Source organism: Devosia sp. WQ 349K1, from assembly GCF_016595685.1.
GTDB lineage: Bacteria > Pseudomonadota > Alphaproteobacteria > Rhizobiales > Devosiaceae > Devosia.
In genome coordinates this window covers 125,440-146,885 of record NZ_JAENGO010000002.1, presented here as the reverse complement: position 1 = coordinate 146,885, position 21,446 = coordinate 125,440, and the positions used below count along the sequence as shown (strand labels likewise).

20 protein-coding genes are annotated in these 21,446 nt (G+C 58.7%); 10 read left to right on the top strand and 10 right to left on the bottom strand.

Annotation, left to right across the window (positions count from 1 at the left end; genetic code table 11):
- Positions 1-2 precede the first annotated feature (2 nt).
- From JHL21_RS05905 to JHL21_RS05895, 3 genes are all read right to left on the bottom strand, one after another.
- Positions 3-1,256, bottom strand: coding sequence for an efflux RND transporter periplasmic adaptor subunit (locus JHL21_RS05905; protein WP_200212480.1), 1,254 nt, complete (start codon positions 1,254-1,256; stop codon positions 3-5).
- Between the two features lie 110 nt (positions 1,257-1,366).
- Positions 1,367-2,200 (bottom strand): 3-mercaptopyruvate sulfurtransferase, encoded by an 834-nt coding sequence (gene sseA / locus JHL21_RS05900; protein WP_367948161.1) that lies wholly within the window; start codon positions 2,198-2,200, stop codon positions 1,367-1,369.
- A 59-nt stretch (positions 2,201-2,259) separates the two neighbouring features.
- The gene (locus JHL21_RS05895; protein WP_200212476.1) at positions 2,260-3,279 is read right to left on the bottom strand and encodes a LacI family DNA-binding transcriptional regulator; all 1,020 of its coding nucleotides are present in this window, start codon (positions 3,277-3,279) and stop codon (positions 2,260-2,262) included.
- A gap of 451 nt (positions 3,280-3,730) precedes the next feature.
- Between JHL21_RS05895 and JHL21_RS05890 the strand changes: the two genes are divergently transcribed.
- From JHL21_RS05890 to JHL21_RS05865, 6 genes are all read left to right on the top strand, one after another.
- Positions 3,731-4,990, top strand: coding sequence for an ABC transporter substrate-binding protein (locus JHL21_RS05890; RefSeq protein ID WP_169195719.1), 1,260 nt, complete (start codon positions 3,731-3,733; stop codon positions 4,988-4,990).
- 73 nt (positions 4,991-5,063) lie between these two features.
- Positions 5,064-6,044 (top strand): carbohydrate ABC transporter permease, encoded by a 981-nt coding sequence (locus JHL21_RS05885; protein ID WP_169195718.1) that lies wholly within the window; start codon positions 5,064-5,066, stop codon positions 6,042-6,044.
- Positions 6,044-6,889, top strand: coding sequence for a carbohydrate ABC transporter permease (locus JHL21_RS05880; protein ID WP_182394225.1), 846 nt, complete (start codon positions 6,044-6,046; stop codon positions 6,887-6,889). The genes JHL21_RS05885 and JHL21_RS05880 overlap by 1 nt, the downstream gene beginning before the upstream one ends.
- Positions 6,890-6,903: 14 nt before the next feature.
- The gene (locus JHL21_RS05875) at positions 6,904-7,908 is read left to right on the top strand and encodes an ABC transporter ATP-binding protein (RefSeq protein WP_169195717.1); all 1,005 of its coding nucleotides are present in this window, start codon (positions 6,904-6,906) and stop codon (positions 7,906-7,908) included.
- A gap of 116 nt (positions 7,909-8,024) precedes the next feature.
- Positions 8,025-8,804, top strand: a complete 780-nt coding sequence (locus JHL21_RS05870; protein ID WP_169195716.1) for a ThuA domain-containing protein — start codon at positions 8,025-8,027, stop codon at positions 8,802-8,804.
- A 130-nt stretch (positions 8,805-8,934) separates the two neighbouring features.
- Positions 8,935-9,978 (top strand): Gfo/Idh/MocA family protein, encoded by a 1,044-nt coding sequence (locus JHL21_RS05865; protein ID WP_200212474.1) that lies wholly within the window; start codon positions 8,935-8,937, stop codon positions 9,976-9,978.
- Positions 9,979-10,032: 54 nt separating this feature from the next.
- On the opposite strand, the gene JHL21_RS05860 is transcribed toward JHL21_RS05865, so the two are convergent.
- Complete coding sequence (locus tag JHL21_RS05860) at positions 10,033-10,446, bottom strand: hypothetical protein (protein WP_200212528.1); 414 nt, start codon at positions 10,444-10,446, stop codon at positions 10,033-10,035.
- A gap of 176 nt (positions 10,447-10,622) precedes the next feature.
- Positions 10,623-12,227 carry a bifunctional UDP-sugar hydrolase/5'-nucleotidase gene (locus tag JHL21_RS05855; protein WP_200212472.1) on the bottom strand — a complete coding sequence of 535 codons (1,605 nt, stop codon included), beginning with the start codon at positions 12,225-12,227 and terminating at the stop codon, positions 10,623-10,625.
- A gap of 429 nt (positions 12,228-12,656) precedes the next feature.
- Between JHL21_RS05855 and JHL21_RS05850 the strand changes: the two genes are divergently transcribed.
- The 3 genes from JHL21_RS05850 to JHL21_RS05840 all read left to right on the top strand — a co-directional run bounded on the left by JHL21_RS05850 (position 12,657) and on the right by JHL21_RS05840 (position 15,012).
- On the top strand, positions 12,657-13,304 hold the full coding sequence (locus JHL21_RS05850; protein WP_169195713.1) for a ThuA domain-containing protein: 648 nt from the start codon (positions 12,657-12,659) through the stop codon (positions 13,302-13,304).
- A gap of 71 nt (positions 13,305-13,375) precedes the next feature.
- Positions 13,376-14,224 (top strand): cytochrome b/b6 domain-containing protein, encoded by an 849-nt coding sequence (locus tag JHL21_RS05845; protein ID WP_200212527.1) that lies wholly within the window; start codon positions 13,376-13,378, stop codon positions 14,222-14,224.
- Positions 14,221-15,012 (top strand): molybdopterin-dependent oxidoreductase, encoded by a 792-nt coding sequence (locus tag JHL21_RS05840; protein ID WP_200212470.1) that lies wholly within the window; start codon positions 14,221-14,223, stop codon positions 15,010-15,012. The genes JHL21_RS05845 and JHL21_RS05840 overlap by 4 nt, the downstream gene beginning before the upstream one ends.
- Here JHL21_RS05840 and JHL21_RS05835 read toward each other — a convergent pair.
- Positions 15,009-15,944 (bottom strand): ABC transporter substrate-binding protein, encoded by a 936-nt coding sequence (locus JHL21_RS05835; protein ID WP_200212468.1) that lies wholly within the window; start codon positions 15,942-15,944, stop codon positions 15,009-15,011. The two genes, JHL21_RS05840 and JHL21_RS05835, sit on opposite strands and share 4 nt — an antisense overlap.
- Positions 15,945-16,280: 336 nt before the next feature.
- Here JHL21_RS05835 and JHL21_RS05830 point away from each other — a divergent pair, with 336 nt between their 5' ends.
- Complete coding sequence (locus JHL21_RS05830) at positions 16,281-17,681, top strand: DEAD/DEAH box helicase (protein ID WP_248306613.1); 1,401 nt, start codon at positions 16,281-16,283, stop codon at positions 17,679-17,681.
- Between the two features lie 54 nt (positions 17,682-17,735).
- Here the strand turns inward: JHL21_RS05830 and JHL21_RS05825 are convergent, their stop codons facing one another.
- From JHL21_RS05825 to JHL21_RS05810, 4 genes are all read right to left on the bottom strand, one after another.
- Positions 17,736-19,148 carry a trehalose-6-phosphate synthase gene (locus JHL21_RS05825; protein ID WP_200212466.1) on the bottom strand — a complete coding sequence of 471 codons (1,413 nt, stop codon included), beginning with the start codon at positions 19,146-19,148 and terminating at the stop codon, positions 17,736-17,738.
- A 49-nt stretch (positions 19,149-19,197) separates the two neighbouring features.
- On the bottom strand, positions 19,198-19,998 hold the full coding sequence (gene otsB / locus JHL21_RS05820) for a trehalose-phosphatase (RefSeq protein WP_200212464.1): 801 nt from the start codon (positions 19,996-19,998) through the stop codon (positions 19,198-19,200).
- A 90-nt stretch (positions 19,999-20,088) separates the two neighbouring features.
- Positions 20,089-20,910 (bottom strand): META domain-containing protein, encoded by an 822-nt coding sequence (locus tag JHL21_RS05815; RefSeq protein ID WP_200212457.1) that lies wholly within the window; start codon positions 20,908-20,910, stop codon positions 20,089-20,091.
- Between the two features lie 40 nt (positions 20,911-20,950).
- Positions 20,951-21,445, bottom strand: a complete 495-nt coding sequence (locus tag JHL21_RS05810; protein WP_200212455.1) for an ureidoglycolate lyase — start codon at positions 21,443-21,445, stop codon at positions 20,951-20,953.
- Position 21,446 lies beyond the last annotated feature (1 nt).

Below are 21,446 nucleotides of genomic sequence, written 5' to 3'. Positions count from 1 at the left end.
CCTTAGTTGCTCGGGCGGGTGCCGCTTGGGCGCCCACCGGAGTTTGCGCCATCTGCGGGGCGCTGACCATCGGCGGATGGGGCGGGACGCTCTTCAGCGCCGGGACCATCGAGTACGGTGACGCGCGCGCCCTCCTGCAGCTGCAGAATGCCTTCGGTGATGATTGGGTCGCCCGCCTCAAGGTGACCGCGCACGAGCACGCCATCGCTATTGCGCTGAACGATTTCGGCCATGACCTTTTTGGCTGCGCCGTCTTCAAGGGTCCAAACGTAAGAGCCTTCGGCGGACCAGAGGATGGCGAGCGGATTGACTGCCGGATAGGTTTCGCCGGGGAAGGCGACGGCAACCGAGAAGCTCATGCCAGCGCGGAGGACACCGTCGGGGTTCGGGATTTCGGCCTGAACCTGAAGCGTGCGGCTGGCGGCGTCGATACGGCTGTCGATAGCGGCGATTTCACCGGTGAAGCTTTTTCCGGGCAAGGCGACTGCGGTGACCGTAACCGGCATGTCGGCACTGAGCTTATCGGCATAACGCTCTGGCACCCAGAAATCGATGAGAATGGTGCCGGTGTCATCGACGGTGGTCACTTGGGTCTGCGCGGTGACGTAATTGCCCGGTGTGACGCGGATGAGACCGAGTGTGCCATCAATGGGGGAGGTGATGGTGCGGCGGTCGAGGTTGAGCTTGGCGGTGCGCAGCGCCAATTCGGCATTGTTGGCGGCGAGCTGCGCGGCGGTGAGGGCGGTGCCGGAGACGACATTGGTGGTCGCAAGACCTGTTGTGCGATCGAGCGTTGCCTTGGCATCGGCGGCGGTAAGGGTGGCGCGGTCAAACTCGATCTGCTCGGCGGCAGAATCGATGCGGGCGATGACGTCGCCGGCTTTGACTGTTTGTCCGGCGCGCACGAGCACTTCGGCCAGCGTGCCTGCAGCCGGGGAAATGACCGTGACCGAGCGGGACGGTGTGCCTTCACCAATGGCCTGAAGGGTGTCGTTGATAGTCGCCATCGTGACCGGGGTGGTGACGACATTGGTGGTGCGGGCACGGGCGCCGGGACCACCAGGACCGCCGGGACGCGGGCCGCCTTGCGCTGCTGGAGCGCCGCCAGCGGACGCTGGTTCAGCGCTGGTTTGCGGACCAAAGGGCAGCGAGATGCCGAGCTGCGTCAGCGTCGACGGAGCGCCCGGAACGAAATAAAGCCATGCCAGTCCCGCAATCACGAGGACAACAAAAGATGCCAGAAGCTGCCGGATCAACAAAAACCTCGGTCGTAAGATGGTCATAAGAATGCACGACCCTAACAGTGACGGAAGGAAAGCGGGCATTACAATGCTGTAAGGTGCTGCGAAAAGTCCGTTTGAAGCCGTTAGGGCTCGATCGGGGCATCGGCGCGCGAACCCCATTCGGTCCAAGAGCCATCGTAAATCGCCACCGACTGTGCGCCCGCGCGTTGAAGCGCCAGCGTCAGAACCGCAGCCGTTATGCCCGAGCCGCAACTGGTAATGATCGGCCGATCAAGATCCACACCGCGCTCAGCGAACAGGGTTTTGAGCTCATCGTCGGACCGCAGAATGCCGGCCTCGGTGAGGGTGCCTACGGGAACGTTGATAGCGCCTGGCATGTGGCCGCTGCGCAGGCCAGCGCGCGGTTCGGGGACTTCTGCGTTAAACCGCGGGGCAGGGCGGGCGTCGAGGACTTGCGCTTTTTTGTCGGAGAGGCGCGCCAAGACGGTGTCGAAATTGGCGACGGCTTCGGGTTTGAATTGGGCATTAAACACCGCAGGCTGGGCCAGATGCTCGCCAGTTTCAGTTGGGCGCTGTTCGCTCCGCCATTTTGGGCCGCCGCCCTCCAGCATTAAGACGTTTTGGGCGCCGAAAATCTTGAACGTCCACCAGACGCGTGGAGCGCTGAAGAGGCCGGTTTCGTCATAGACGACGATGGTGCTGGTTTCGCTGATGCCTAAAGCGCCGACAGCTTGGGCAAAAGCCTCCGGCGTCGGGAGCATGTGCGGCAAATCAGTGAATTTTTCGGAGATGGCGTCGATGTCGAAGAACACAGCGCCGGGGATGTGGCCTTCGCGGAACTCTGCCTGAGCATCGCGAGACACATTGGGCATGTGCCAGCTGGCGTCGACGATGACGAGGTTGTCGTCTTCTAAATGGGCCGCAAGCCAATCAGTGGTGACAAATGGTGTCTGCACAGCACGCTCCAAGTCTTTTCAGTGTCGTAGCGCGGAAGGCTGATCGGCGACAAGGGCAGTTAGCGTGTTGGCGCAGGGCCGGAACTTTCACGCAGCACGAGTTCGACCGGCCAGACTTCCTGCAGGTCGGCTGAAGATTTGCCCGCCAGGATCTGACTGATCAGCTCGGCAATGCGGATACCCGCCTGACGGATGGAGGAGCGCGTCGTGGACATGCTGGGGTACATGTTGTCGGCGTTGAGATAGGGGAAGACGTCGTCATGGGCGATGATGGAGACGTCTTTGCCCAAAGTCAGGCCAGCTTGGCGAATGGCGCGGAAGACGCCGAGTGCAGTCATCATCGAGCCGGGCAGGAACGCCGTTGGCGGATTTGGGGCTGCGAGCATTGATTGGGCGATGCGGAAGCCCAATTCGTCGGTGAACGGGGTGTTGACGACCATGTTTGGGTCGCAGGGAATGTTGCGGGCCTTCAGCGCCATGCGGTAGCCCAGCTCGCGGTGCTCGGCAAAGGTCTGCCCCTTGATGCCATTGAGCAGGGCGATGCGCGTGTGCCCGAGATCGAGCAAATGGGTGGTGGCGCGTTCGGTTGCGCCCTGATTGTCGATGTCGAGATAGGCAATGGGCTTGCCGATGTCAGTGCGGCCGTGGAGCACGAAGGGCAGGCCAAGTTCCATGAGGAGCTTGGCGCGCTTATCGTGGGTGGTGGGCGAGTGCAGGATGACCGCATCGACTTTTTTGCTGGCCGCCAAACGCCGATAGGCCGCCATTTCTTCTTCGAGACTGTTGACCACAGTCACCAGAATATCTTGGTCGCGATTGGTGACGACACTGCCGACGCCGGAGATGAACTCCGACATATGAGGCCCGAGAATTTCGGAGGCTGAGGTGACCAGCCCAACGGCGCCGCTGCGGCCCGTCGCCAGGCGAAGAGCGCTGGCATTGGGACGATAGCCCAAGCGATCAGCCGCTTCGGACACGCGCTTGCGCGTTTCCTCATTGACTTCGGGATAGCCATTTAGGGCGCGGCTCACTGTGGTCTGCGAAAGGCCCAGGTGCTCGGCCAGATCTTTTAGTCTCATGGCGTGGTTCGCTTCGAACGCGTCGGTGTCTCAGCTGAGTGCTGATTGTGTACCTTGGCTCTAAAGCAGGCGGGCTCCCTTTGATAGGGACTCCGCGCTTCTCCTCAGATTCCATTCAAAGCGATTTCAAATTTCTGCGCAAGATGGTGTTTGAAACCGATTGGAGCAGATTGCGGTTCGTACCTCAGGTTTGGTGGGTGGCCGAATACTGCGGATTTAAGTGCATGATCTTCTTGGAGGAAAAGTAACGCTCAAGAATGCGTGCTGGAAAATGTGTTAAGTCTTGCTTGACAGTTTTCGGGCCGTCTGGTTCCTTCTCGTCCAAAGCGCTTTGAAAGACGCTACCGGAAACAGGTAACAGCAAAGTCGCTTTGGGAGGAAAAGCAGTACGGCTGGAGTGCGGCTGACTGTCTTTGTCTCCCCCATTTATATTCTCTCGGGAGGACTCCGAATGAATCTAAAGACCCTTATCGCCGGATTGCTGGCGAGTGTGACGATGGTTGGCGCTGCAAACGCGGCGTCCCTCGCTATCGTTTCGGGCGACACCGGCACCGGCCTGCAGTTCCTGCAGTCGGAACTGGATCTGTTCAAGGCCGAAAGCGGCCATGACGTGACCATCGTCCCAATGCCTTCTTCGACCAGTGACCAGTTTGGTCAGTACCGTCTGTGGCTTGCTGCGGGGAACGCAGACATCGACGTGTACCAGACCGACGTTATCTGGGCGCCGCAGCTGGCCGATCAGCTCGTTGACCTGACCGAAGCTGCCAAGGACGTTGTTGGCGTTCACTTCCCGTCCGTGATTGAATCGCAGACCGTGAATGGCAAATTGGTTGCCGTCCCAGGCTTTACCGACGCGCCAGCTCTGTTCTACCGCAAGGACCTGCTGGAAAAGCACGGCAAGGAAGTTCCAAAGACTTGGGTTGAGCTGCACCAGACCGCTCAGGCGATCATGGATGCTGAGCGCGCCGAAGGTAACAAGGACATGTGGGGCTATGTCTTCCAGGCGAACGCCTATGAAGGCCTGACCTGTAACGCTCTCGAGTGGGTTAACGCTTACGGCGGTGGCCAGATCATCGAAGCTGACGGCACCATCTCGATCAATAACGAGCAGGCTGTAGCGGCGCTTGAAGAAGCTGCAAGCTGGATCGGCACCATCGCACCAGAAGGCGTTCTCGCTTATGGCGAAGAAGAAGCTCGTGGTGTTTGGCAGCTGGGCAACTCGGTGTTCATGCGCAACTGGCCATATGCTTATGCGCTGAGCAACTCGGCCGACGCGCCTGTTAAGGGCAAGTTCGACGTAGCTCCGCTTCCTGCGGGCGAAGGCCCAGGCGCTAAGGCATCGGGCACGCTGGGTGGCTGGAACTTCGCGGTTTCCAAGTATTCCAAGGAAGTCGATGCAGCGACCGAACTGGCGCTGTTCCTCGCTTCGGAAGGCTCCCAGAAGCGTCGTGCGATCAGCCAGAACAATCTGCCGACCGTTCAGACCCTCTACAAGGATGCTGACGTCTTGGCAGCAGCACCGTTCATGGCTGCTTGGGAAGAAATCTTCAAGAACGCTGTTCCGCGTCCTTCCGCACCAACCCAAGCCTCTTACAACGAAGCCTCGTCGCTGTTCTGGAGTGCAGTCCACAACACGCTCTCGGGCAATGGTTCGGCTGCCGAGAACCTTGAAGTTCTCGAAATCGACCTGACCGATCTGCTCGCTAAGTAAGCGCTTCGGATGAAGTTAGGGTGCGGGCACCTATGTCCGCACCTCCTCTGCCTTGAACCATGGGGGAAGGCTGATGACGACTGAGGCGGTTTCTTCGCAGATGCCCAGAGGCGCGGCCCACAACAAATCCGAACTGATGCAGCAGCGCGTGCGTGCTGCTCGACTGTTCCTTCTGCCAATGTTGATCGCCCTAGCGGTCGTGGCAGGGTGGCCATTGCTTCGGTCTATCTATTTTTCTTTTACAGATGCCAAGCTCAACAGCATTGGTGACGCTCAGTGGGTTGGGTTTGCGAACTATCTGCAAATCCGCACGCTTGAGAGCGGCCGTGTGCTGTATCGTGGCGTTTTGGCCGACCCCGATTGGTGGAACGCCGTTTGGAACACCGTGCGCTTCGCGTTCTGGTCCGTGCTTTGGGAAACCGTGCTCGGCATGATCGTGGCGCTGGTGCTCAACGCTGAATTCAAAGGCCGCGGTTTTGTCCGCGCTGCCGTGCTTATTCCATGGGCGATCCCGACCATTGTATCGGCCCGTATGTGGAGCTGGATGCTGAACGATCAGTTCGGCATTCTCAATGATCTCGGCATGAAGCTGGGCCTGTTGGACGGGCCAGTGGCTTGGACGGCATCGCCCGATACCGCCATGCTGGCCGTGCTTATTGTTGATATCTGGAAGACGACGCCGTTTATGGCGCTGCTCATTCTGGCGGGCCTGCAGATGATCCCCAAGGACATCTATGAAGCCGCTGAGATCGACGGCGTGCATCCGGTCAAGCAGTTCTTCAAGATCACGCTGCCGCTGGTGCGTCCGGCGCTGATGGTGGCAATCATCTTCCGCGTGCTCGATGCGCTGCGCATTTTCGATCTGATCTATGTGCTAACGCCGAACTCCAAGGCCACCAAGACCATGTCGGTGTTGGCGCAGGAGAACTTATTCCAGTTCGACAATTTCGCCGAAGGCTCGACGCAATCGACGCTGCTGTTCCTCATCATCGCGCTCTTCACCATTCTCTACATCTGGTTGGGCAAGGTGAATTTTGACGGAGGTTCTCGCTAATGGATAGCTCACTGAACCTTTGGAAATTGACCAAGACGGTGCTGTTCTATGCGCTCGTCGTGGCGATTGTGGTGGCTGCGGTGTTCCCGTTCTACTACGCCATTCTAACGAGCTTTAAGTCGGGCACCGACCTGTACCGCGTCAACTACTGGCCGACCTCGTTCAGCCTCGAGAACTATATCTCCGTGTTCAGCCAGGGCTCGTTCCCGCGTAATCTGCTGAACTCGGTGTTCATCGCGACAACGACCGTGGTGTTTGCGCTGTTTCTGGCGGTGACAGCATCCTTCGCATTGAGCCGTGTGCGCTTTGCGGGGCGTGGCCTGCTTTTGATGTGCATTCTGGCCGTCTCGATGTTCCCGCAAATTGCGGTGTTGTCGGGCCTGTTTGAGGTGATCCGTGCCTTGGGGATCTACAACACCCCTTGGGCGCTGATTTTCTCCTACACCATCTTTACGCTGCCCTTCACCGTCTGGGTGCTCACCACCTTTATGCGTGACCTGCCCATCGAGATTGAAGAAGCAGCGATTGTGGATGGGGCATCGCCTTGGGTGATTATTACCCGCGTATTCCTGCCGCTGATGTGGCCAGCGCTGGTGACGACGGGCCTATTGGCCTTCATCGCGGCGTGGAACGAGTTCCTCTTTGCACTCACCTTCACCGTCAGCAACCAGACCCGAACGGTTCCCGTGGCTATCGCCATGCTGTCGGGCGGGTCTCAGTATGAAATCCCATGGGGCATCATCATGGCAGCCTCGGTGATTGTAACCGTGCCGCTGGTGGCGCTCGTGTTGATCTTCCAGCGCAAGATTGTCAGCGGGCTCACCGCCGGCGGCGTCAAGGGCTAAGGAGTAAGTCGAAAATGGCAAGCATTGAGCTTCGCAATATCCGTAAGGCCTTTGGCGCGGTTGAGGTGATCAAAGGCGTCGACCTCGACATCAAAAAGGGCGAGTTCATGGTCTTCGTCGGCCCTTCGGGGTGCGGGAAGTCCACACTGTTGCGCCTCATCAGCGGGCTAGAGGACATTACCTCCGGCGACATGCTGTTTGACGGGCAGCGGGTGAACGCTTTGGCACCATCCAAGCGCGGTATCGCCATGGTGTTCCAGTCCTATGCGCTCTACCCGCATATGACCGTTTACGACAACATGGCTTTCGGGCTGACGCTCGAAAAGGGCAAGAGCAAGGAAGACATTCGCAAGCGCGTCGAACGCGCAGCGGACATGCTGCAAATCCGGCAGTATCTCGACCGTCTGCCCAAGCAACTTTCGGGTGGTCAGCGCCAGCGTGTGGCGATTGGCCGTGCGATTACGCGCGACCCAAAAGTGTTCCTCTTTGACGAGCCGCTCTCGAACCTCGACGCGGCGCTGCGCGTGGCGACCCGTATCGAGATCGCCAAGCTGCATGAAGAAATGAACGACGTGACGATGATCTACGTCACGCACGATCAGGTGGAAGCGATGACGCTGGCCGACCGGATTTGTGTGTTGCGGGATGGTCTGGTCGAGCAGGTCGGTACGCCGATGGAGCTTTACGAGACGCCAAACAGCCTGTTCGTCGCGGGCTTTATCGGCTCGCCGAAAATGAACTTCATCACCGGCGATAAGGCTGCGGCGCATAATTGCACCACCGTCGGCATTCGTGGCGAGCACATGACTGTGTCGCCTGATGGCGTCTGGGAAGGCAAGGTGATCCACACCGAAAACCTCGGTTCGGACAGCTATGTCTACCTCGACATGGGGCAGGAAGAGCCTGTGGTCGTGCGCTTGGATGAAGCGCGCGAATATCGCAGCGGCGATGTCATTCGGGTGTCGCCTCTGAATGAGAAAATTCACCGGTTCGACGAGGCCGGAAAACCCATTCGCTAAAGTTTGCGCCTGAGGGCGCATGAAAAGATCGGGTTGGCGGCATGCTTTTGGCTGTCGCCAACCTCCATAACCTCAGCAGACGTCGACCAAGGGGTCGACAGCATTAGGAGCCTACCATGCCCATCCGTACACTCGTTTGGGGCGAGAATGTTCACGAACAAAAGAACAAGGTTGTCGCCGAAAACTATCCAAATGGCATGCACAACCAGATTGCCTCGCTGCTCAAGCAGGATGGCAATATCGAGGTGAAGACCGCGACGCTTCAGGAGCCGGAACATGGCTGCACTGAAGACGTGCTTGCGAACACCGACGTTCTGGTTTGGTGGGGCCACGCCGCGCATGGCGACGTTTCCGATGAAGTTGTTGAACGCATTGCCAAGCATGTTTGGCAGGGCATGGGCCTGATCGTTCTGCACTCGGGCCACTTCTCGAAGATTTTCAAGCGCCTGATGGGTTCGCCTTGTGCGCTCAGCTGGCGTGAAGCGGGCGAACGCGAACGCCTGTGGGTCGTCAATCCGGGCCACCCGATTGCCAAGGGCCTGCCGCCATTCTTCGAACTTGAAATGGAAGAAATGTATGGCGAGCCCTTCTCGGTGCCAGAACCGCTCGAAACCGTTTTCGTGTCGTGGTTCCAGGGTGGCGAAGTGTTCCGTTCGGGCCTGACCTATCGTCGCGGCGCGGGCAATATCTTCTACTTCCGTCCGGGTCACGAAACCTACCCAACCTATCACGACGACACCGTAGGCAAGGTGCTGCGCAATGCGGTGAACTGGGCCAATAACGGTACGCGTTTCCCAGCGCTGCTGGACGCACCGAACGTGCCGGTTGGTGAAGCGCTCGAAGCGATCGAAGAACGCGGTCCGACCCTTCATGAAGGCCGCGAAGGCTTCAAATAAGCTGAGCGACGCACTTTTTGAAATCCCGGCGTTCGCGTCGGGATTTTTGAATGGACGGAAATCGGCTCGGTACAAGAGCTGAACCGTTGGTTGAGAAACAGCGCGGCGCGGGCCGCAGGGATAAATGACAATGCGTATCCTCATCCTGGGTACTGGCGGCATGGCAAACACGCACGCCAAGAATTTTGCGGCCATTGAAGGCGTGACCCTTGTGGGGGGCGTGGACGTTGATCCGGCTCGCGTTGAGGCGTTCTGCTCGGCACACAATATTGAGCGCGGCTTTGGCTCGCTCGATGCAGCGCTGGCTTGGGGCGAATTTGACGCCATTGCCAATGTGACGCCTGATAGCGTGCACTACGCGACTACGATTGCAGCGCTCAATGGCGGCAAGCACGTGTTCTGCGAAAAGCCGCTGGCGACCGACCATGCGCGTGCGCTGGAAATGACCGAAACCGCCGAGCGCCTTGGCCTCGTGAACATGGTCAATCTGACCTATCGCAACGTCTCCGAGCTGCAGAAGGCCCGTGAGATCGTGCTGTCGGGACAGGTCGGCCAGGTCAAGCATTTTGAGGCGAGCTATCTGCAGAGCTGGCTGGTGTCCAAGGCTTGGGGTGACTGGCGCACGGAGTCGCAGTGGCTTTGGCGCTTGTCCAAAAAGCATGGCTCGAATGGCGTTTTGGGCGACATCGGCGTTCACATTCTGGACTTTGCAGCCTATGGCGCGGGCAGCGATTTCTCCAAGGTCTTCTGCCGCTTGGAAACCTTCGACAAGGCTCCGGGCAATAAGATTGGCGAATATGATCTGGACGCGAACGACAGCTTTGCCATGACGGCGCAGCTGGAAAATGGCGCGCTTGGCGTGATCCACGCGACCCGTTGGGCAACCGGCCACGTCAATGAGCTGCGCTTGCGCGTTTATGGCGAGTTGGGCGCTGTGGAAGTGCGCCATCGTCATGATGGATCGCAGCTTCTGACCTGCCTTGGCGATGATGCTGAGACAGCAACCTGGACCGAGGTTCAGGTCGACAAGGTGCAGACCAATTACGAGCGCTTTGTTGAAGCGTGCCGCACCGGTAATAACCTTGAGCCAAGCTTCCGCCACGCCACCAATATTCAGAAGGTTCTGGATTTGGGTACGGTGACCGATCGCGACCGCACCGAGCACCACGTCTAAGCGACACGGTGCAAAGCAAGAGGCCCGCAGCGATGCGGGCCTAATTTTTTTGAATTAGAGGCCGAACATCTGCTTGGCCGCGTTTTCGGCGGCATCGCCAGCCTGCTTGACCTGTTCGTCCGTAAGGCCCGAGCTTTTGGCCATGGTTTCGGCCTGAGTACGGGCCTGAGCAATCGCTTCCTGCTTTTCAGCATCGGTCAGATTGAGCTCTTTTACCTGGTTCTGCAGATCGTCCATGGCCTGCTTGACTTCAGCGTCCGACGGCAAAGTCGCGGTCGGGTCTGCCGGAGCAGGCGTTGGCGCTGGCGTCGCTGCAGGCGCTGGGGCAGGTTCAGGCGTTGGAGCAGGGGCCGGGGCTGGTGTCGTCGTGGTCGTTGACGCGGCTGGGGGTGTTTCGCTTGGCGCGTTGTCACACGCCGCAAGGGTCAGAGCGGAAACGGCGATGGCAGCAAAGAGTAAGGGCTTCATGCTAAGGGTCTCTAAATTATCGCGTAGGCTAGGCCGATCACAAGGCGTGACGGCGCCAGCCCTCCCTTAACGGGCGGGCTCACGAATTGTTCACCGCAGGGGTCATCACAATTTTCATTTGCGGGCACAAAAAAGGGCGCTCGGAAGCGCCCTTAGAGTCTTGGCTATAGTTTGCGTTAGTCGAGCTGGGTGATGCGACCATCCAAGAATGGGGTGTACGAGCCACCGTGCTCGGCGATGTAATCGGCCAGAACCTGTTCAAGTGGTGGGCCGAAGTCATATGGATCTTCGCCCTCGGCAAAAACTCCAAAACCGTCACCGCCGCCGCGGACGAAGTTATTGGTGACGATGATGTAGTCAGCCTCTTCGTCGATCGGCACCCATTCATCGCCTTCGCCCTTGACCAGAACGTCGGAGATGCGCTCGCCCACCGGCTTGGAGAGCGAGAAGGAATACTTCATGCCCGCGACCTGACTGAAGCGGCCAGCGCCGTTTTCGACGTCACTGACGGCGTTTTCGAGCGCTTCAATGACGTCTGCGCCGGAGACTTCGACGGTGGCGAGGGTGTTGGAGAACGGCAGGACCGTCAGCACTTCACCCATGGTGATTTCGCCGGTGTCGATGGACGCGCGAATGCCGCCAGAGTTCTGGAAAGCGATGGTTGCGCCCTGATCTTTGGTGCGCTCGAGGATCGCTTCGGCGAGCAGATTGCCGAGGTTACATTCTTGCACGCGGCAGACTTCACGCGAGCCTTCGAGCGGTGCGGTGGTGGAACCGACAACGACAGCTGCCATTTCGGCGAGGGGGCCAGCCAGATCGGCAAGCTGGGTCTTGAAGTCTTCATTGCCGACGACGGTGGCGTCGATCAGATAGGGCTCGCCTTCGGCCTTGGTGACAACGCCATTGTCGTCCCAAGTGACCGAGAGATCGCCGAGATATTTGCCATATTGGTTGGCTTGGACGACGGCGACTTCAATTCCGTCCGGATTGGTGACCATGGTCGGATACGGGCCGACGGCGTTTTCAGCAGTGTTCGAGAGCAGCGAGTGGCTGTGACCACCAACAATGATGTCGACGAGCGGGACCGCTGCGGCAACTTGCAGGTCTACCCCATAGCCAATGTGGGAGAGCAGGATGATTTTATTGACGCCAGCGGCGTCAAGCGCTTCGGCCGCGCCGCGGACATATTGAATGACGTCGTGGAATTCGACATTGCCCACGGAAGCGATTTCGGGTGTGTCCTCGGCGGTGGCGCCGATAATGCCGATCTTTTCGCCGCCGATTTCGACGACGTAGGAGCCTTTGATCTTGCCGCGCAGGTTGTCGTCACGCGAGACGTCAAAATTGCCGCCAATGATTGGGAACTCGGCAGCGTCGATAAATTTGAGGAACTCTTCAGGGCCGTCGTCAAATTCATGATTGCCGGTGGCGACGACGTCAAAGCCCATCTGGTTGAAGAAGTCGGCCACGATCTTGGACTTGTAGGTCGAGTAATAGAGCGAGCCTTGGAAGTTGTCGCCCGCGGACAGCAGAATCGAATTGCCCGAGGTGTATTTCTCGCGGGTGTCGTCGATGATGGTTTTCAATCGCGCGATGCCGCCGAAGCATTCGCCTTTGGCGTCCGTTTCCGCATTGCAATTGGAGTCTGATCCCGTGATCGGGTCAAACCGCGAGTGGAAATCGTTGATGTGCAGGATGTTCAGTGTGAAGTCGGCATAGGCGGTGCCAGAAAGACCGGCGAAAAACGTGAGCGCGGTGGCGCTCAAAAGCAGTTTCTTCATCCCCGTAATTCCTCGTTCATTGTCCTTGCTGCAATCCGTGGCGGGCACGGAACGCGCGGGTAGTTAAGCAGGTCTTTGTAACAGTGCAAAGTGCGGTGTTTTTTGGGGGAGGAGGAGGGAGGGCACCGGGACCCCCACCTAGCCTCCCCCTGGTAGGGGAAGGGATGGATCGGGTGGGTTGAGGGATTGGGGAAGGGGCTGAGGGGAGGCAAGAGTACGCCTGCCAAACCTGCCACTCGTCGGCGGAGGGATGGATCGAGTGGGTTGGTGGGGGCGCTAAGATGAGGGCGAGAAATTTTCTTTATAGTAAGAGACTTAAGGGCTTGTCCGCGGTGCGTAGCTAGATTTGGCAATGAATTGGCTTAGTGGGCTTACATCTCCCGATCACTCCGTTATTGTTGCCACGGTTTGATTTGCAGGGGATTGCGCATGCGCAGTGCATTGATCGTTTATGGTGGTTGGGAGGGGCATGACCCTGAGGAGTGCGCCACGATTTATCGTCGGTGGCTCCATGAGGACGGATATTCTGTCCGCACCTCAACCGAGACCAGCGCTTTTGCCGATCCTGATATTGCCAATCTGTCGTTGATTATCCCGATTTTCACGATGAGCAAGATTGGCAAGGACGAGGTCGCGAACCTGACCAAGGCGGTCGAAAACGGCGTGGGCCTTGCCGGGCATCACGGGGGGATGAGCGACGCGTTTCGCGATAGCGTCGAGTATCAATTCATGGTCGGTGGCCAGTGGGTGGCGCATCCGGGCGATATCATCGACTACACGGTCGATGTGGCGCGGCCGGAAGATCCGATCATGGCGGGGATCAAGTCGTTCCCATACACGTCCGAGCAATATTACATGCATGTCGATCCATCGATCGAAGTGCTGGCGACGACGACATTTTCGGGTGAGCACGCCGCTTGGACCAAGGGCGTCGTTATGCCTGTCGTCTGGAAGCGGCAGTACGGCCAGGGCCGCGTGTTCCACATGACTTTAGGCCACCAAGCCAAAGAATTCGAAAACCCTAATATGGCAACCATCATCCGCCGTGGTATGAATTGGGCGGCACGCGACGTTTAGCGTGAAGTGCCTACCGCGCCGCATGAGTGGCGCGGACGCTTATCTCTCTTGAGGAGGCGAATACCGTGGCGTTGAACGCAGAAAAAACCACACCAGCGACCAAAGGGCCGCTGGTCTATCGGCAATCGATCTGGACGCGGTTAACCCATTGGTCCTGGGTGATCTGCCTATTCTTTCTGCTGTGCTCTGGCTTGCAGATTTTCAACGCCCACCCCACGCTCTATATCGGCCAGCAATCTGGCTTTGAGTTCGACAACGCCATTCTCGATATCAGGGCGGTCAATACGCCTGCGGGTCCGCGCGGACAGACGACCGTCTTCGGGCAGACCTTTGATACCACCGGCGTTTTGGGCATGAGCGGATCGGCCGTGCGGCCCGATTTTGTGGCCTTTCCGGGGGCTGTGACCATTCCCTCGTTCCGCGATCTGGCGACCGGGCGGGTGGTGCACTTCTTCTTTGGCTGGATTTTCGTCGGCACGATGTTCGTCTGGTTTGTGGCCAGCGTGCTCAATGGGCATATTGAGCGCGACATTATCCCGAAAAAGGGCGATTGGCGGGGCCTGCCAGGTGACATCTGGAACCATCTGCGGTTCCGGATCAAACACGGACGACGCTACGCGCCTTTGCAAAAGCTCACCTATTTCATCGTCTTCGTTGTGCTGTTTCCAGCGATTATCCTGACCGGGCTGTGCATGAGCCCGGGTATGAATGCAGGATTTCCGTGGCTGCTGGACCTGTTCGGGGGGCGACAGACGGCGCGCACTATCCACTTTATCGCCATGGCGCTTCTGGTGCTGTTTTTCGTCGTCCATGTGATCATGGTGATTGTCTCCGGGCCGCTGAACAATCTGCGCTCGATGATCACGGGACGCTATCGGACCAGCCCCGATACGCCAATTCAGGAGAAGGACAAGCTATGAGCAAGCTCATTCTCAATCGGCGTAAGCTCCTTCTGGGTGGCAGCGCGGTGGGCGCGGGACTGGCGCTGACTGGCTGTAAGCCGTTCGATTTTCTGGCGCGACGCGGCGATCCGATCCGTGAAGTTATGGAAAGCGCCAATGTGCTGACCTACAGGGCGCAGCGGGCGCTGATCGGGGAGCAAGTGCTGTCGCCCGAATATAGCGAAAGCGAAATTCGGCAGGGCATGAAGCCCAATGGCTCAACCGAACCAACGACCGCCGAGTACAATTTCCTGCGCATGGCCAATTTTGAGCCCTATCGCTTGACCATCAAGGGGATGGTGGAGCGCGAGGTGAGCTATTCGCTGGCGGAATTGCGCAATATGCCCTCGCGCACGCAGATTACGCGGCATGATTGTGTTGAAGGCTGGAGCTGCATCGCCAAGTGGACCGGCACCCAACTTGGGGCGCTGCTCGATGAGGCAGGGGTGAAAGATGGCGCGCGTTATTGCGTTTACCATTGCTTTGACAATATCCAGCGCACGCTGAGCGGCGACATTCTCTATTACACCAGCTCCGACCTCGTTGACGCCTACCACCCGCAAACGATTTTGGCCTATGGGCTCAATGATGAGACGCTGCCTGTGAGCAATGGCGCGCCGGTGCGGCTGCGGATCGAGCGGGCGCTGGGCTATAAGCAGCCGAAATATCTCCACACCATTGAACTCGTGGATGATCTCTCCAAGATCGGCCTCGGCAAGGGGGGGTATTGGGAAGATAATGGCTATGATTGGTACGGCGGGATTTAGAGCTTTTCGCTGCGCTCAAGGAGGCTCGTGATCTTGTCGATTTCCTGCGCGTAGACGCGATAACTGCGGATCCAGCCGGCGGGCCAGTTGCCGGTTTGCTGGGCTATGATGGCGGGGATGCGCGCGCCGAGTGGGTTTTCGGTGATGGTTGCGAGCGAGGCTATGCCCCAACGATCATCGATGAGCAGGATGTCGCTGTCGTAATTGCGAATGTTTTCCCAGCTGGTGGCGTGATAGTCGCCGGAGGTGGGGACCAGCTCGACAATGTTGACGCCCCAGTTGCGGAAATCGACCAGTTCGCCAAAGCGGCTGGCGACGCCAAGGGCGATCTCTGAACGGCCGGGCGAAATGGGCAGGACCGTCAAATCGGATTTGCTGGCCGCAGTGGCGATGAGAGCGTCGCGGGCTTTTTCAAAAGCGGCTTTATCGGCAGCAAGGCGCTCTTCATTGACACTGTCTGTGAGGCTACGCGCAAAGCTTTCATACTCAACAATCGTCGCGAGAGTTGAATTGGGCGTGGCGATGCCGATGAGGGGCGCAATGGCTTCCAGCCGGGATTTGAACGGCTCCTCATGGGTGCCGCCAGCATAGGAATAATACTCTGGCGCGTATTCGGTGATGATGATGTCGGGCGCGAGGGCAAGAATGGCCTCGGCGTCGATCTCACCCCAGCCTTGCGAGACGACGGGAATGTGGGAAACGTCCACGCCCTCGAGGGCGCGCTCGAGCGAGGGTTGGCCGTTGAGCAGAATGCCGACGGGCTCGATGCCCAGGGGAATAAGTGCGGCAGCCACGCTAGCATGCGCAACAATGCGCTGAGGCGGTTCTGCAAGGACGACTTCTGTGCCCGCGCCGTCGGTGTAACGCCATTCGGAAGCCAGAGTACTGGCGGGAAGGGCGAGCAGGGCGAGAAGAACAAGGGCGCGGATCATGGTGCTAGATCGCACTGTCATCGCGCCAAGGCAAGTGGGACGCATGAAGGGTATGCGCAGGCGCACACTCGAAAAACCTTGCGTTTTTGTGATCTCTCGCCCATATGAGGGCCACGTCCCCGGCCGGAAAGGCCGATGATGGGCTTCTCTTCTTACTTAAGCGGTGAGCGGCGAAGTCATCCCGGAAGCAACAGGCTCCGGGCTTGAGCCAGCACCCGCGCGATAACTCTATCGCCCGTTTGCAGAATTTTATTCGGCGGCCGCTGTGCGGTGCGCTGGCGCGTTGTATCGCGCAGCAAGAAAGACACACGTTTGACTTCTTTCATCGAATTGGGTTTGCCCGAACAGCTCACCACCAGCCTGACTGCAGGTGGTTTTACTGAAGCAACCAAGATTCAATCGCAGGCTATTCCAAAGCTGTTGGAAGGCCGTGACATGCTGGGCATCGCCCAAACCGGCTCGGGCAAGACGGCGGCTTTCGGCCTGCCAATCCTTGCTGGCCTCATGGGCCTGACCGGCCGTCCACGCCCAATGACCACCCGTGCGCTGATCCTGGCGCCGACCCGCGAATTGGCCGTGCAGATCGAAGAGAACATGCGCAAGTTCGCAGGTTCCAAGATGCGCCTTGATACCGTTCTCGTGCTCGGCGGCGTGTCGCGCTACCATCAGGTTGGCAAGATCGCCAAGGGCGTTGACGTTGTGATTGCAACGCCGGGCCGCCTCAAGGACCTGCTGGACGACAACAAGATCAAGCTCAACGAAACCCGTTGGCTGGTGCTGGACGAAGCTGACCGCATGCTCGACATGGGCTTTATTGCCCCGGTCCGTGCTATCGCCAAGCAGATCGGTCTGCGTCGTCAGACCATGCTGTTCTCGGCGACCATGCCGGCGGAAATCGAAGATCTGGCCAAGACGCTGCTGAAGGAACCGATCAAGGTTGAAGCGGCGCCGCAGGGTTCGACCGTGGTCAAGATCGACCAGCGCGTAATCATGTCCGGTTCGAAGGCAAAGCGTGGCGTTCTCAACGACCTGCTCGCCGACGAGAAGGAAGGCATGGAACGCGTCATCATCTTCTCACGCACCAAGCATGGCGCCGACCGCGTGGCGAAGAACCTTGCCATCGATGGTCATGAAGCAGCGGCTATTCACGGCAATAAGAGCCAGAACGCCCGTCAGGCAGCTCTCAAGGGCTTTGCTACCGGTCAGGTTCGCATTCTGGTTGCGACCGACATTGCAGCGCGCGGTATCGACGTTAAGGGCATCACCCACGTCGTGAACTACGAACTGCCAGACGATCCGGAAAACTACGTTCACCGTATCGGTCGTACCGGTCGTAACGGGGAAAGCGGCATCGCGATCACTCTCGTTGATGGCTCGGAAAAGGCCAAGCTGCGCGATGTGGAACGCCTCATCCGTCGTACGCTGCCAGTCTCGGGCGATGTGAACTTGGTCGAAACGGATGCAGCTCCGCGTGGCGCACGCACGAGCCCGGGTGCTCCGGCTGGTGCGCGTACTGCACGCAATCCGAAGCCAAATCCGCGCAAGTTCAACACCCCACGTCCGGGTGGTGAGCGCAGCAAGGGCGGGGCAGCACGCGAAGGCGTTGCTCGCGATCCGAAGAACCCATTGGCTCCGGCTAAGTCGATTAAGCCACCACGCGCAGATGGTCTCAAGACCAAGCAGCGCTGGAGCACAGCGGCTAAAAAGACCGCAGCGCGCAATCGTCGCGACGGCTAAAGATCACGAAAAAGGCGGCTCACGGGCCGCCTTTTTTATTGTCTGCTTGGGGTATCAGGCGACCGAATTGAGATAAAAATGGTCGTGCTGGTGAGCGCTGTACCCGGTCTTGCGGGAGAGGTGGGCGAGAAACTCTTCAGCCCAATCACCGACATTGTGTTTGCGGGCGGCAGCCATGAGTGCCTCGTAGCGAGCACGCCGTTCCTCAAGCCCCATTTCGAGTGCAACGCGGATCGCCTCGGCACTTTCGTCGGTGTCGAAGGGATTGACCTGAAGCGCGGCTGGGAAGATTTCGGCCGCTCCGGCGAAGCGCGAGAGGATCAGTACGCCCGGGTCCTCGGGGTCTTGCGAGCCGATATATTCGTGCGCCACAAGGTTCATGCCGTCGCGGAGGGGCGTGATCAGTCCGACGCGCGCGAGGCGATAAAGACCCGCCAGGCTTGGTTGTCCATAGGCCCGTTTGACATAGGTGAGGGGTTGCCAATCTGGCTCGGCAAACTTGCCCATCACCCGACCACAAACGGCATCCAAGGTTTCAGAAGTGGCTTGATATTCCTTGATGGTGTCGCGCGAGGGCGGCGCGACCTGTAGGAAATGCACGCCGCGGCGGAAGCTCGCGTTGTGAGCCAGGAACTTTTCATAGGCTTCAACGCGCTGCGGCAGGCCTTTGGAATAATCGAGACGATCAACCCCGAGAATGAGCCGCTGATCGCCCAAGGAACGGCGCATGCGCGTGATCATCTTTTGCGCAGCGGGGCTGACCGAGAGGCTTGCGAAAGCATCCGGATCAGAGCCGATGGGGAAAGCGACGATTTCGGTGCGGGAGAAATCGACGTGGTGATTTGCGCTTGAGGCAAAGGTTGGCGGGGCTTGGTGCTCGGCGAACTCCATAAAGGCGGCAACGTCGCGCTTGGCCTGCATGCCGACAAGATCATAGTGCGAGAGATCGCGCATGAGATCGGTGTGATGGGGAATGGCATAGAGCGCATCCGGCGTCGGGAACGGGATGTGCAGGTAAAAGCCGATGCGATTGCGGACGCCAAGACGGCGCAATTCGGTGGCCAGCGGGATCAGATGGTAGTCGTGCACCCAGATAATGTCGTCGGGTCTTAAGAGTTTGGCGAGCGCGGCGGCGAACTGCGCATTGACGCGGCGATAGCCTTCGTACCAGTGGCTCTCGATGGTGGTGAGATCGAGCCGAAGGTGGAAACTGGGCCAGATGATGGAATTGGCAAAGCCAGAGTAATAGGCCTGATGATCGTCGCGGGTCAGGTCGATCTGGGCGACCGCCAGACCATCGACGTCTTGAATTTGCGCGGTGGGACTTGGGCTCTCGGTGAGCTTGCCAGACCAGCCGAACCAAAATCCCTGACGTTCGGCGAGTACTTTTTTGAGTGCGACTGCGAGACCGCCAGCGGCTGGGCCTTTGGCGGGGGTGCGATTGGAAACAATAACTATACGGCTCATAGGTCTTTCGGGTTTTTCTCGATCTAGGGATCGGAGCTCAAGGCTCCGATCAGTGGGTGATGGTCTCCGGCGGTGTGGTGTCGGTCTGTGCGGTTGCGCTACGGCTGGCGATGTCGATGAGACCTTCGATCAGAGCATTGACAGAGGCGACGTCGGCAATGCGCATGCGCGCTGCGGTATCACCAGGTCCAAGCTTGATGCCAATGCCGCCCAATTCCTGCGCGGCGCGGAAGGCATCTTCATCGGTCACATCATCGCCGATGAAGATCGGCGTGCGCCCAGCAAAAGGTGCCTCCTGCATGAAGGCGCGCAGGGCATTGCCTTTGTCGAAACCGGCAGGGCGAGCTTCGAAAACCATTTTGCCCGGCACCATGGTGAAGATCGAATGGGCCGTGAGCACCTCGGTCATGGCCTCGCGGCACAGCTCTTCAAGCTCGGGTGCTTGGCGATAATGCAGGGCAACGGCGCCATCTTTCTCTTCGAGAATGAGGCCTTCGTTCTCCGCCACGATCAGGGCCAAGGCTTGCGCAATTTCGGAAGCGCCCTTGGTGTAGATTTCCAAGACTTCTTCAAAACTGCCATCGGCGCGACGGCGTTGCGCGCCATGAGCACCGGCGATGGGGAGATGCAACTCGCCCAGATAGGTGTCGATGTCGGCGATTTCGCGCCCTGTGAGGATGGCAAAGGCGTGATCGAATTCGTTGATCGCCCGCGCCAAACGTTCCGCCAGCTCGGTCGGAACATGAATAGCATCAGGGGTTTCGGCTAGCTCGACCAGCGTGCCATCGAAATCGGTAAATATAGCCAGGAGCGGTGAAGGGCTCCCGGAAAAAAGAGATGGATCGGACATCACGCTTTCCCACGAACAACTAATCAGTTGAGGGGGGAACGTGACTCTTGATGAAAAGGTTCGAATATTAGCGAGAGATGATGAACTTGGTTAAGCGGCGGCGTTGCGGGACAGCTCGAGGAGAACCGCACCAGACGTGCCAATGAGCTGCAGCACATCGTCTTGGCGAACAAAGCCAACGATTTCGGCAAGCGCTGAAAAGAACGCAGCTTCCCGGCCCATTGTGGCGGCGTCGCAGGCCATGTTTGTGGTGCCACCGACGCCGAAGCTGATCGCTGTTCCGGCGATTGTCGCGGTCGTGAAATAGCGATTGCAGCCGCCGGTTCCGTAGACGCGACCTTCATGATCAAAGCCGATTGAGGGCTTGCGCGGACCTTCAATGGCTTGTCCGTTGACCGACTGAACTGTCCAATCGGTATCAATAAGCGGAGACGTGGTTGGGGTCATGGCGTTGAAATTGAGAACCTGTGGTTCTTCGATGAGGGGCTGCACATCGCCAGCGCGATGCACGAAAATTGTCGTCTGCTTGGGAGAAGCAGGGTCGACGGCGATGGGATCATAATTCTGGAAGACTACGGCGCCACGGCTGAGGATTTTGGCCACAAGGCCATAGTGGTTTTCGGGCGCAGGCTGCTGATGCAGATTCAGCGAATAGGATAGTGGAACCTGACCCCGATCTGGAATTGGCGCGGTGGCGCTGGCGATTTGCGTGCCGGTTGTCAACTCGACGAGGGTGACGACAAGCTCAGCGGGAATGGGCAGGGCAATGCGCTCGCGATAGGTCACGTCGCCGGTTAGCGTGGTTGCTTGCGCCAGAGCGGGGGTGGCGAGCAAAACACTGCAAAGGGTGAGCATGATCCATGTGCGCATGAGCAACTCCATCACCGAACGGAAGAGAAGGCGAGGTAGCATTTCCGTTCGCCATCAGGGGTAAAGTATTTTTGCGGCGAGATTAAGCGTCCACAAGCCAGGGGTCATCAAAGAAATGTTCCTCGAGATTCCTGTCTAGTCCGCCGCGGTCAATGACGATGAAATTTGCTGGCTTTTCGATGGGGCAAAGCACGCCATGCCAAGTGTTGATGGCGATGTTGACCCCTTGCCCCGGAGCCGGACGGAAAGCACGGATGCGCACCGGCTTTTCGTCTTCGTTCTCCGCTACGATGACAAGCCATGAGGCAGCGCTCGTGGGGTAGAAGGCCTGGCTGCCCAAGGGGTGACGTTCGACCATATCAAGGCTGAGCGGTAGGGCGTATGGCTGGCCAGCAAAGAGCGAAATAATCGGGCGGGGATCGGTGCCGCCCAATTGGATCGTGGCCAGATCATGGTAGCGCTCGGTCATGCCACGATTGATGGTGAAGTGGTTTGAGCCCTCGGTCTGGATCACCTGACCGAAGGGGGCAAAGGCTTCTGCGGTGAGCGGCTCGATGCGAAGTGTGCGATCGTTCATG